This is a genomic window from Salmonella sp. NW1250 (genome assembly GCF_051812965.1).
In the GTDB taxonomy this organism is placed as follows: domain Bacteria; phylum Pseudomonadota; class Gammaproteobacteria; order Enterobacterales; family Enterobacteriaceae; genus Salmonella; species Salmonella enterica.
In genome coordinates this window covers 239,034-251,535 of sequence record NZ_JAMNDD010000002.1, presented here as the reverse complement: position 1 = coordinate 251,535, position 12,502 = coordinate 239,034, and the positions used below count along the sequence as shown (strand labels likewise).

General features: G+C 51.7%; 10 protein-coding genes and 1 CRISPR repeat array (1 of these 11 running past the window's edge). Of the genes, 1 reads left to right on the top strand and 9 read right to left on the bottom strand.

Annotation, left to right across the window (positions count from 1 at the left end; genetic code table 11):
* Positions 1-1,175: a CRISPR direct-repeat array (repeat unit 29 nt; unit sequence CGGTTTATCCCCGCTGGCGCGGGGAACAC) (it extends 2,946 nt beyond the left edge of the window).
* Between the two features lie 96 nt (positions 1,176-1,271).
* The 8 genes from cas2e to NBA72_RS04395 form a co-directional block, all read right to left on the bottom strand.
* Complete coding sequence (cas2e, locus tag NBA72_RS04430) at positions 1,272-1,565, bottom strand: type I-E CRISPR-associated endoribonuclease Cas2e (protein WP_001518648.1); 294 nt, start codon at positions 1,563-1,565, stop codon at positions 1,272-1,274.
* A complete protein-coding gene (cas1e, locus tag NBA72_RS04425; protein WP_042948859.1) occupies positions 1,565-2,485 on the bottom strand; it encodes a type I-E CRISPR-associated endonuclease Cas1e in 921 nt (306 codons plus the stop codon). Before cas1e ends, cas2e begins: the two co-directional genes overlap by 1 nt.
* Positions 2,482-3,132, bottom strand: a complete 651-nt coding sequence (gene cas6e / locus NBA72_RS04420; protein ID WP_042948858.1) for a type I-E CRISPR-associated protein Cas6/Cse3/CasE — start codon at positions 3,130-3,132, stop codon at positions 2,482-2,484. The genes cas1e and cas6e overlap by 4 nt, the downstream gene beginning before the upstream one ends.
* On the bottom strand, positions 3,114-3,860 hold the full coding sequence (cas5e, locus tag NBA72_RS04415; protein ID WP_042948857.1) for a type I-E CRISPR-associated protein Cas5/CasD: 747 nt from the start codon (positions 3,858-3,860) through the stop codon (positions 3,114-3,116). Before cas5e ends, cas6e begins: the two co-directional genes overlap by 19 nt.
* 10 nt (positions 3,861-3,870) lie before the next feature.
* Positions 3,871-4,929, bottom strand: coding sequence for a type I-E CRISPR-associated protein Cas7/Cse4/CasC (cas7e, locus tag NBA72_RS04410; RefSeq protein WP_042948856.1), 1,059 nt, complete (start codon positions 4,927-4,929; stop codon positions 3,871-3,873).
* A 13-nt stretch (positions 4,930-4,942) separates the two neighbouring features.
* Positions 4,943-5,503: a type I-E CRISPR-associated protein Cse2/CasB gene (casB, locus tag NBA72_RS04405; RefSeq protein ID WP_042948855.1), complete on the bottom strand. Its 561-nt coding sequence runs from the start codon at positions 5,501-5,503 to the stop codon at positions 4,943-4,945.
* Positions 5,500-7,056 carry a type I-E CRISPR-associated protein Cse1/CasA gene (gene casA / locus NBA72_RS04400; RefSeq protein WP_023137834.1) on the bottom strand — a complete coding sequence of 519 codons (1,557 nt, stop codon included), beginning with the start codon at positions 7,054-7,056 and terminating at the stop codon, positions 5,500-5,502. Before casA ends, casB begins: the two co-directional genes overlap by 4 nt.
* 493 nt (positions 7,057-7,549) lie before the next feature.
* On the bottom strand, positions 7,550-10,210 hold the full coding sequence (locus NBA72_RS04395; RefSeq protein ID WP_042948854.1) for a CRISPR-associated helicase/endonuclease Cas3: 2,661 nt from the start codon (positions 10,208-10,210) through the stop codon (positions 7,550-7,552).
* Between the two features lie 442 nt (positions 10,211-10,652).
* Between NBA72_RS04395 and sopD the strand changes: the two genes are divergently transcribed.
* Entirely contained in the window at positions 10,653-11,606 is a 954-nt protein-coding gene (sopD, locus tag NBA72_RS04390) for an SPI-1 type III secretion system effector SopD (protein ID WP_077917555.1), read from the top strand.
* A gap of 87 nt (positions 11,607-11,693) precedes the next feature.
* On the opposite strand, the gene cysH is transcribed toward sopD, so the two are convergent.
* Complete coding sequence (gene cysH, locus NBA72_RS04385; protein ID WP_042948852.1) at positions 11,694-12,428, bottom strand: phosphoadenosine phosphosulfate reductase; 735 nt, start codon at positions 12,426-12,428, stop codon at positions 11,694-11,696.
* Positions 12,429-12,502: the final 74 nt, after the last annotated feature.

Sequence of the window (12,502 nt, the reverse complement as noted above, 5' to 3'; positions counted from 1 at the left end):
TGGCGCGGGGAACACGGTTTTAGCCGCTGAGATCAGTTCATTGTACTCGGTTTATCCCCGCTGGCGCGGGGAACACTCAAGCCGTAATGATTAAGCCAGCCTGAAGCACGGTTTATCCCCGCTGGCGCGGGGAACACGTTTACTCCGGGCATAAAAAAAGCCCTTGCGGGCGGTTTATCCCCGCTGGCGCGGGGAACACTGTAGTTTCAATTTCCGCAGGTGGGAGTGGGTCGGTTTATCCCCGCTGGCGCGGGGAACACTCTCGCGACGCCTGGCGGCTTATTTGGGCTCGCGGTTTATCCCCGCTGGCGCGGGGAACACCTGATCGTCAGTTATGCCGGCGCGGCGCTGCGCGGTTTATCCCCGCTGGCGCGGGGAACACCGTATCGCAAAATGAATCAATAAAAAGCGTCACGGTTTATCCCCGCTGGCGCGGGGAACACTGGTATACCGCACACGCGATCTCACCAGTCATCGGTTTATCCCCGCTGGCGCGGGGAACACGCCCCAGAAGGGGAAGAGGTGACCGCGCCAGCGGGTTTATCCCCGCTGGCGCGGGGAACACCATCTCGCCGCGCCGTCATCGTCATTGCCCCCCGGTTTATCCCCGCTGGCGCGGGGAACACTTAAACTATGACTAACACGCAGTCTAACCAAACGGTTTATCCCCGCTGGCGCGGGGAACACATTATTTAATTAAATGTTTATTTGTTTACCGCCGGTTTATCCCCGCTGGCGCGGGGAACACAGCGATAATCGAGTATCAAGTTTTCTTGTGATCGGTTTATCCCCGCTGGCGCGGGGAACACTCGCCCGTCGGATCCTCTTTCAGTTCCGGCGGCGGTTTATCCCCGCTGGCGCGGGGAACACCCCTGACGGCGAAATTCCAGACTGGAGAACCACGGTTTATCCCCGCTGGCGCGGGGAACACGAGATAAAAAGAAAACCCAATAAAAACAGTAACGGTTTATCCCCGCTGGCGCGGGGAACACCACCAGCACCGGGGGCGCTTCTACTTCGTTGGCGGTTTATCCCCGCTGGCGCGGGGAACACGCGACCATCTCGGAGGCGATAGCGAATACGGGCGGTTTATCCCCGCTGGCGCGGGGAACACCCGAGCTTATCAAACCGACGACCATGAAAGAGCGGTTTATCCCCGCTGGCGCGGGGAACACACTAAAACTATATATTTGTTCTAAAAGCCCTTTTTTACTATCTAACAAACTACCAACGGTAAGATAACAATTCCTTATTATTAAAGAACATTCAACTTATTGATTTTCAACAGGAAGAAAAGAAACTAATCTAAGTCCATCCAAATCTACCGGAATACGTCTGTTTTCACCCCAGGTCTGGAACTCAAAACCAGACTCAGTATTTGTTGCCCAGGCCATTACTACGTTTCCGACTCCGCCAAGCTGTGTGATCTGTTGCCAAATCATTTCCCGAATACGCTTCGAGGTATCGCCAACATAAACACCTGCACGAACCTCAAGTAACCAGACGGCAAGACGTCCCCGCAGGCGCGGCGGTACGTTTTCCGTGACCACAACCACCATACTCATCAACCATGCCCCCGATGGCCGCTATCACCCAGTGATTCAGGTTCCGGTATTGCTGGCGGCAGCATATCCGGCGCAGGCTGAGGTGGGTTAATTTCACCGGCAGCGAGCACCTCTTCGATCAGCGGGATCAATTTTCCGGTCAGCTTCGAACTACGAAAAATATCCCGGCAGGCCAGGCGCACTTCTTTATCAGGTTCCGCCGGGTGACGAGCGGCGATCTCAAATGCTTTGGGCACCACCGATTCAAATTTGATGATATCGGCAATGTCATAAACAAAAGACAACGGTTTTCCGCTATGGATAAAACCGATAGCCGGCGCATATCCCGCCGCCAGGATAGCCGCTTCTGAAATCCCGTACAGGCACGATGTCGCCGCGCTAATACATCGGTTGACGACATCCCCCTTCTCCCAGTCTTTCGGATCGTAGTTACGACCATGCCATTTCACGCCATACTGCTTCGCCAGTAATGCATAGGTCGCCCGCACACGGGATCCTTCAATACCGCGCAGTTGCTCAACGGAACGACGGGCGGGAGGCGGCTCACGAAAACGCAGTTCATACATTTTGCGGACTACTTTAAGCCGCAGGTCATCATCTAACGCCAGCTTTGCCTGATAAAGCAACTTATCGGCTCGTGCGCCACCGGGTTGTCCGGAGGAATAGACCCGCACTCCCGCCTCGCCCACCCATACCAACAGGGTGCCGACCGTTGATGCTAAATGCACTGCCGCATGGGAAACCCGCGTTCCCGGTTCCAGCATGATACAAGCGACCGAACCGACGGGAATATGCGTGCGGATTCCCGTTTTATCGATCAGCACAAATGCCCCATCCAGCACGTCAATCTGGCCATACTGGAGGAAGATCATCGAGGTTCGATCTTTTAACGGGATCGGGTTGAGCGGTACGAACGTCACGCGTCGTCTCCGGGTTTGATCATCATCATTCCGCAGCCAAACGCCCGGCTTTTACCGTACCCCTGTGCCAGACGTTGCAGGAAAAGCACGGGATCGTTAACCACCAGCACGCCGGTATAGTCCACGCTGCTAAACTGAATCATCTGCCGATCTTTCCCGCGACGTATCTGCTGCTGCCGATAAGCATCAACGCTCGTCTCGCGCAGGGTGAAGCCATTTTGTTCCCCCTGGCGCGCCAACCACGTCAGCGCCGCCTGCTGCTGATAAGACCAAATATCCTGGCTATCACCCTGCGTTTTACGCTGGCGTTTCGCCTCCATCAGCAAATCGTGACGCTTGCCGTTTTTGCAAACTGTCGGATTGGCGCGCAGGTTAAACCGCAGCGTCTGTCCCGCGCTCAGCGTTGGCGCAAACGGGCGAGTCTGCACGTCAAAAATCGCGCTGGCGGCAGGCTGTTCCTGTGAGAGAACAAAAAAGCGAAACGCGCCCTGTAACTCTTCGCGGCGATAAAGGAACTGCCGTTCCTTGCCGCCGGGAAAGAGATCCCATAACCACTGGTGCATCACGTACTCGCCGCGCTCCACCAGATGCAAGAGCTGTGCCGGCGAAAGCTCGCTGGTGTGCAGCGTTATTCTTGAGAGATACACGCGTCCTCCTTGCGGAGCCACGGCCCCTGATTCACGCTACGTTCACCGAACAGCCATTGCTGGCGGCTCAACGGCATGTCGCGACGACGTAAAATTTTGCTCGCCGTTAAGCCATCGTGTTCACCTTCCCACCAGCATTCATTCTGTAATCCGGGGAGAGTCAGTTTCAGCGCATTGAATTGATCCTGATACCAACGATATGCTTCACGCAGGACATCCGCCGCACTCCCTTCCAGCAGTTGCGGCGCAAGCGGCAACGCCAGAGGGTGACTTTTGCGCCCCAGATACAGCGGGAACACAGGATGTTGTAACGACGCCTGAAGCTGCGCCAACGTGTAAGGCGCGTCCGGCGTCGCGCTGACAGCGATCATCCACCAGGCGTCGGTGTAGTAGTCGCGTCGGGAAATCAGCGCGCTCAGTAATTCAGGATCCTGCAACTCTTCACGGCGGCTGAAGTAACGTGCCTTACGTACCTCTTTCGGCATCTGCACCGTGTGATAATCCCGCGCCCAGCGCGGGTTGCCGCTGGCGCACAGCAAAAATTGGTAATGACGATTGAAGGCGTTTAGCCATTCCTCCTCATCGCGGCGAATTCCCAGCGCCGCAGCTAATAGCCCCAACAGCGCAGAACGCGAAGGAAGTTCATGGCTGTGGCGCACTTCGCCTGGCGCATCCACGCCCCAGGAGGCCATCGGCCCGTGAAGCTGAAAAACCAGATATTGGCTCATAAGCCGCCCCTTACGCGCAGATGAAGTCAAGCACGTCTTCCATGCTTCCCTGCTGATTCATCACGTCGAAACTGGCGGTATCAGTCCGCTGGCCATAAACCTTATTCATATTCTTATGCAGCGATGTAATACGCTTAACCGCAACGTTCAATTGGTCTGTACCGTTGATCGGTTCATAAAACGCGGCCGCCAGTGAACGTGGTTGGTCGGTGCCTTTTTCGGCCAGCGCCCACGAGGCATAGGCACGGCTGGCAAAGCTGTTCTGTTTGCCGGTCGGCGACACTTTCAGCGCCGCTTCAGTAAAGGCGCGCAGCGTTTTGTTTGCCAGTTCTTCATTGCCGTTCAGGTTTTTCACCAGCAGATCTTTGTCGATGCAGATATAGGTGTAAAACAGCGCGGAGCCAAAGCCGGCTTCGCCGAGATGGCCTGCGCCTGCATCTTCTGCCGATGCCTGGCGTAGGTCATCCACAGCGGTAAAGAAATCGTCTTCGATGATCGTTTCGCTGACGCCGAAGGCGTGGGCGACCTGGCAGGCGGCTTCCACGTTAAAATCAGTTTTCTTCGCTAACATCCGGCCAAACATGGCAATATCGACGGCCATGCGATCGTGACGTAACAGTTCCGCTTCCTCTTCTGTTGCCGGACGTTTTTCTTCTGCCAGACGGCGCGCCAGCGCTTTCACGGCCTCAAACTCAGCAGGGCTGATATGCACCAGTTGCTCGGTTTCCGCATTCGTCAACTCATCTTTGGGTTTCTTATCCTCTTTTACCTTGCCAAAGCAGTTGGCGATGTTCTTGACGTAGTCAACCGCTTTTTTCGGTTCAATGCCACTTTCAACGAGGATTTGCGCCGCTTCGCGCGCAATACGTCCGCTACGAATACCGATATTCCCGGCAAGCGCCTGCTCAAACAGTTCCGAGGTGCGCCAGGCACGTTTCAGGCTCTGAGAGGAGATACGCAGACGCGTTGCGCCGCCAAGCACCACGGTTTTTGGCGCGCCGGTATCATCACGGTTCAGGTTAGAGGCGGGGTAAGCGGTCAGTAAGTGAAGTTGAATAAACGTTGTCATAAAGATATCCCTGTTAATCCTGTTCGTTATCGATATCGCCATCGCCGGCCTGGTAGTATTCCAGCGCCCAGCGGATACGGAGAAATTCGGTTGGCCGCTGCTGACGGCGATGGTGGCTCAGCAAGTCGTCTTGTTCCTGACACCAGCGGAAAATATCGTCCGCCAGAGAAATTAGATTTACCGAACCATCAAGCAACTGCACTGCACGACGCAACTGGCGTAATAGCTCGTCGGGTGTTTTCACCGTAGACAGGCGGGAGAAGCGTAGTTTTGACATTACCGGATTGTCACCACTCTTCTTCTGTCCAAGCTGCGTAGCAAAACTCTGTCGCTCATCAATAAATTTGATATGCGCAGCCAGCACCGCAGTAATTGCCAATGCAGTAACATGCCAGGCTGCCTTGTTTTTCCACAACGAATGCGTCTGCATTAACAGCAAATGAAATCCCTCAGACAAGCAGGCCTCATTCACCGTTTTACTGCGCCGCAAGCTGGCCCGTGCACCCCGCTTCTCCTGTAAATCCTCATGCCATTTGCGCAGCGTGGCTTTGTGATCCTCTTGCACAATACTCATTCAGCAGCCTCCTGCTTCTTTGCTTTGGCGGCTTTCGCGCTTTGCTTTTCCGCCGATGAAGTAAAATATTTTTTGCGCGCCTTCATGATGCGCTCCAGATCGCTGCTCTCGTAGGGGTTGGTAAAGACGTGATCATCGAAGTAACAACGGGTAAACAGCCAAAGTTCTCTTTGCCATTTATTCAGCCTTTCGTCCGGCTTCTGACCGTTTTCCAGATCGTGGATCAGATTGAGAAAGCGCCCCTGCGTCAGGTTCCAGAAATCAATATCGATAAAACTGAAATCACCCCGCGCATCCTTCGCATTAGTGAACCACGCTTCTTTTAGCGCACCGCGTAGCAGGCTGAGGAGGCGGGTAGCAGTTTGTGTTGCTTTACGTAAATCAGGAATCAGACCTTCCGTCATCAGCAACGGAAAGTGATGCTCATACCAGCAGCGAATTTTCATATTGTCGAAATCCGCGCCAAAGCCCCAGATCCCCGCTTTGACATCCCTGAGGCGACGTGCGTTAAACACGTTAACAACCAGCGCCGGATATTCTTTATTCGCTTCCGTCTGGTTGTTCTGACTTAACCCCAGCCAGTCGCGCCAGATAAGGCCGCCAGGCTGCGGTTTAACGGAAAAGAAGGCGTTTTGATCTTTTACCGGGGCGCGATAAGGCGTCAGCGGGTGCCGCCAGCCATCGTAGTTAACGCCGTAGTTCTTGACGGTCATAAAGCCAAGAAGCTCATCACTTTCAGCGCCGCAAATATCGCAGCAACCTGACTGTAAGGTGGCAAAATCCAGGCGGATACGACGCGGCATCCCCCAGTACGCCTGGAGTTTATTGACCTGCTCCGGCGTGGTAACGGCATTCGCCTGCTCGCTGGTCCGCGTCGCGGCAAGCCACGGGAAAACGGCCGCATCACACTGGTCTGATAAAGGCAGATCCGCAACATCCTGCGGCATTACGTTGAGCCACAGCTTGCGCCAGAGCGGCGTTTGCCGTTCGCCCTGATATTCCTGCAATTCAACCAGCGTGGTCAGCGGCCCACCGCCGCGCAGCCCGGTACGATAGCCTTTGCCGCCCGCAGGCGCGTTAAGCTGCAACGAGAACAGCGCCAGCGCCGCGCAGTGTGGACAAAAACGTTCCGTTACGCCGCGTTTGATAAAATGGTCTTTATTGAACTTCGTGGTTTGCGCGCCAGGTATTTCCGGCAACAATGAGGCGATCGACACTTTTTCGCCGGTTAACGGTTCAAAATCCTGCATAAAAGACGGCGTTTCCGCGCCAAACTGAAAAGCGTGTTCTAACGGTGCTAATGCCTTATGGAGCGCATCGGCATGCAATCCATCAAACCAGATATCCTCCCAGTTTTTGTATCTTTTCGGCGCGATACTGCATTGCAGCAATCCCAACAGAAACTGCCAGGCCGCTCCCTGCAAATCTGCTCGCGTTGCGGCAATATCCACCACGTTTTCATCCGCCAGATCGACGGGGGCCAACTTACCCGTGGAGCCGTCTTTGAAACGGACGGGGAGCCAGGGCGTTGTCAGTAAATTTATCGGAAACATACTTTTCCTTACCTGATGCGCCGATCCATGGCGCAAAAGTGTTCCCTGTAATGTTAGCGAACTGACAGTTGAAAGCTAACTGACAGCTTCTTACCCAGACGAATCATCAACCGACAGCACAATTGTTTGTATCGGTTTGTTTTTTCTTCCATGGGAGATCCCTTACTATTGATAACAGCTAAGCCCAGGAAGTAGTATCAAGCTGCGAGACATGATTAGGCTTCAGGGCGTTTCTTCTTATGGAAAGGCTCTGGAGCTTTAATCCACATGAATTAAGAGTGATAGTACACCTCTCACCAAAAAAACAAAAGGTAATAAAGGCTGATATGAAAATTAGCAGTACCTGAAGACATCATAAACAGCAAAATCTGTTAAACTGCTAAGGTTCCCCTCAATGGGGTTCAACCAGTAATTAAGGCCGATATCGGTGTTATGCTATGGTGTTCCCCGCGCCAGCGGGGATAAGCCCCGGCGCCCTTCGGCGCCGGGCAATCTACTCCATTTTCCCGGTCAATCCCTCATTCGCTGAGTAACCGCATGCTGCTGAGTCCGTTACCACGATCACGATGGCAAAATCCTTATTCTGATGTTGTTCAACGCACCACTGTTGAAACGATTCGCCTTTTAACCGTTCAAACTCGTCTTTATGTTTACTCCACCAGCTCTGACGTACTCGCAGCCCGCTCATCTCCCAGGCGTGTTCACCGCTGGCATAAGGGGTTACGACGCTATCCACGATTTTCGCCAGCCACAGCGTGACAGACTCTTCCGCCAGCCGCGTTGACATTTTCTCCGGTAAAGAATCGCTAATTTCAGCACAGTAGCCCGGCGCAAAGTTAAGCAGCATCTGGCCGGCAAATGCCCGGTCGCAATAAAATTTGCCTTCCTGCAATTGCTCGGTTTTTGCAAATCCAACCGGCATGTTGACATCCTCACCGTAGACCGACTCAATCAACAAGCGGGCAGATTGCGGCATCCGAATCGTCCCCTGCTCACGTAATATGCGCTGCGTCAGCCACATGCGCCCATGATCGGGATAGACATAGGCGCTGTTACGCATGGCGCTGGATAACCAGTTCTCTCGCGGCGCGTCATCCCACTCCGGAGCAAGAATGCGCAGCACTGGCGTCTCTCGCTCATCCTGCCCACTCTTTTTCACCAGACCGTTACGATCGCGAATATGACGCTGTAGTCGACCGGCCCGCTGAATTAATAAATCCACCGGCGCTAAATCAGAGATCATCTCATCGCAGTCAATATCCAGACTTTGTTCGATTACCTGCGTGGCGATAATGACCTTACCGGCACGTTGCGCGCCGCTCTGTTTGCCAAAGAGATTCAGCGTCTGCGACTCAATCCGCTGACGATCGTGAAAAGCAAAGCGACTATGGAAGAGTAAAAGGTTTTCCGTGGCGACGACCTTACTCAGTTGAAGCTGGCGATAGATACGAATCGCATCATCAACGGAGTTACGTATCCAGGCGATACAGTTTCCTTTTTCCACTGCTTCACCTATACGTTCAAGACACGACTCTTCACTATGTAGCCAGCCAATATCTACGCTACGCTCAACCTCTTTGCGTGTATCAACCCGCTGAGAAATCAGCTCTGTTTGTGTGACCTGAGTCAGCCAGGGATAATCGTCATGGCCTAGCAACGGCGCCTGCACACTACGCCTCACCCCACGGGAAAATGCCGCCACCAGCTTATCTCGCTGCTGCTGCGATAGCGTCGCAGATAACAGAATAGTGGCGTTGCCATTACTGGCCTGCCGTTCAATCAAACCTTCAAGTATTCGGGACATCCATGCATCACAGGCATGGATCTCATCAGCCAGTAAAATCTTGTTGCTAAGACCCAGTAACCGCAGGTTGTTATGTTTAAATGGCATTACCGCCATCATCGCCTGATCCAACGTGCCTACGCCAACCTCCGCCAACAACGCTTTTTTATTGCTGTCGGCAAACCAGGCGGCGCATCCCTGACTATAAGGCTGCGCTTCATCGGGTTCTTCCGTACCAGAAAGAGTGACCGACCATATTGACTGATTGAAACGATCCATTAAGCGACGCGCGCTATGCGCCAGAATCAGGCTGGGACGGGAGTCCGGCTGATACAGCGCCAGCCAGGTGTTCGCCATACGTTCAAACATCGCGTTGGCTGTCGCCATTGTCGGCAGTCCAAAATAGAGTCCCTGCGCTTTACCTGCCGCCATCAGTCGATGAGCTAATATGAGCGCCGCCTCTGTTTTTCCGGCCCCGGTGACATCTTCAAGAATAAAGAGTTGGGCGCCATCCACGTTGATATCCAGCTCAAGCGCCTTTTGTTGTAACGGTGTGGGATGCTGAATAAAAGGGAAAAGCGTTTCTATGCCCGTAAAGGCAGACACATTCGCCGCTGAGGGAAATAGCGTGATGGCAGTTTGTGCTTTAGCGAGAGCTTGCTGCCAGTAGGTATCAACAGGCATTTTTTCCGCAGTACGCGGAAAATAACGGCTGGCAGAACCAGTCCAGTCAGCCAGTACAACCGCAGCGGAAATAAACCAGGAAAGTTGCTGAAATTGGTCGATACCCTCATCTTCATCCCAGGCTTCAGGCAAAGTAATTAAAGGAAAGAGCGCTTTTATTCTCAGAAGAAAATCTCTTGCCGCGTCTTTATCCTGCTGGCGAAAATGGTCCAGCTCCTGGATTGCCTCTGGAGGGCGTCCATGATGACCTGTAGTGACTGGCATCCAAAGCGCCATAACGCGCTTACTTTTACGAACTGAAAGCGAAGAAGGAGGAAACAATTCAGGGCATTCACTTAGCCAGGAGTTCCACAACACGTATCCCAGCGTGGTATGCGCGATTTTTTCATAATGCCGTGTAGGCTCATTAAAGATGTTTAAAGCCTCATGACGGTATAGTTGCTGGAAGGAATGAGCAAATTTTCCAATATCATGCCAACATAAAATCCAGGCAAAAAATTGCGCCGCCTGCTCCTTATCCTGGATGCCTAATTTTTTTAGATAGTGGTCAATAAAATAAATATTATTTATCACCATCCAGTAACCCACAGCCGCAACATCTAAAGAATGCCAGCAAAGCAAATGGTAATCATCACCGCCGTCAGTTTCTCCTCGTCGAGATTTTCCCCAATAGTGATATATCGACACGTAAACTCCAGCATGTGGATAATAAAAGCACTCTACGCCTTTTTAATGGTCTTTTTTGTTGATATATCTCACAAAAATTGCACTTCCTGAGATTATATTTAAATATGCTCACTCAACTTTATATATTCTTCAGAAACATTTACCCCACGAATAATTATTATAAATTTTCCGCTCTTTTCTTCTGGAAGAAGCGATCAAAGAGGCTTCTTCCAACGCCCCCTGCATAAACCAAAATTTAAAAAAACGACCATTTGCGGCGAATCATCTACCTTTTGTCTGAATTATCGTCACCACAAAGGATTACCAACCATAAATGTGCTGTATTAATAATGTCGTTCAAATTCTCTCCTGGAGTAAACTTTATCTGTTTAATAAAAAAGAGAGAATTGAAAGATATATTTTACTCCGGATATTGAATAATATAAATTTGAAGGAAAATATTATGCCAGTCACTTTAAGCTTCGGTAATCATCAAAATTATACGCTTAACGAAAGTCGGCTTGCTCATCTGTTAAGCGCAGATAAAGAAAAAGCAATCCATATGGGGGGCTGGGATAAAGTCCAGGATCATTTTAGAGCGGAAAAAAAGGACTATGCGCTGGAAGTATTACACTCCATCATTCACGGACAGGGCCGTGGTGAACCTGGAGAGATGGAAGTTAACGTAGAGGATATAAATAAAATTTACGCCTTTAAACGGCTACAACATCTGGCCTGCCCGGCTCATCAGGATCTGTTTACTATCAAGATGGACGCTTCTCAGACACAATTTTTACTTATGGTCGGCGACACGGTGATCAGCCAAAGCAATATTAAGGACATCCTCAATATATCAGATGATGCAGTGATAGAATCTATGAGTAGAGAGGAGAGACAGTTATTTTTACAAATATGCGAGGTGATTGGTTCGAAGATGACCTGGCACCCGGAATTACTTCAGGAGTCGATTTCAACTCTACGAAAAGAAGTGACGGGCAATGCACAAATCAAAGCGGCGGTTTATGAGATGATGCGTCCCGCAGAGGCTCCAGACCACCCGCTTGTCGAATGGCAGGACTCACTTACTGCAGATGAAAAATCGATGCTGGCCTGTATTAATGCCGGTAACTTTGAGCCTACAACTCAGTTTTGCAAAATAGGTTATCAGGAGGTACAGGGTGAAGTCGCTTTTAGCATGATGCATCCGTGCATCTCCTATTTACTACATACCTATTCGCCGTTTACAGAGTTTAAACCAACAAATTCCGGTTTTTTAAAAAAACTTAATCAGGATTATAACGACTATCATGCAAAAAAGATGTTTATTGATGTAATTCTTGAAAAGCTATATCTAACCCATGAACGTTCTTTGCACATTGGTAAAGATGGGTGCAGTCGTAATATATTACTGACATAAAGATAGTCAGTAATATAACTAATTTAAAATCCGGCTGCCTGCCGGATTTTTCATAGCAGCAAGTATAATCATACCGCGTAAGGACAATCACCCTTCGTGCAGCCCGCACTCGCGCTTCAGCCCGAAGAAGCGTGTCTCTTCTTCCGCCATACCCGGCTCCCATTTGCGGGTGGTGTGCGTATCACCCACCGACAGATAGCCCTGATCCCACAGCGGATGGTATTTCAGGCCGTGCTTTTGCAGGTACTGGTAAACGGTACGGTTATCCCAGTCGATAATCGGTAGCACTTTAAACACGCCGCGCTGGATAGCGAGAACGGGTAAATGCGCGCGGCTGCCGGACTGCTCGCGACGCAGACCCGCAAACCACGTCTGCGCTTTCAGCTCTTTTAGCGCCCGGTTCATCGGCTCGACTTTGTTGATGTCATTGTATTTCTCAATGCCCTCAACGCCCTGCTCCCACAGCTTGCCGTAGCGCGCTTCCTGCCAGGCCGGACTTTCGCCCGCGCGGTAAACTTTCAGGTTGAGTTTGAGTTTGTCCGTTAACTCATCAATAAACTGGTAGGTTTCCGGGAACAAATAGCCGGTATCGGTGAGGATCACCGGGATATCCGGGCGAATCTGGTTCACCAGGTGCAGGCTCACCGCCGCCTGGATGCCAAAGCTTGAGGAGAGCACGTATTCGCCGGGCAGATTTTCCAGCGCCCAGGCCACGCGTTCTTCGGCGCTCAGTTTTTCCAGTTGGGCGTTGGCTTCTGCCAACGCCAGTACGCGATCGACTTTTGGCAGTTCATTCAATGCGTTGAGATCGAGTTGGGACATAAGTTCCTCACTGTTTGCCTTGCCGGATGGCGCTGCGCTTATCAGGCCTACACAGATGCCATCCGGCAATTCAG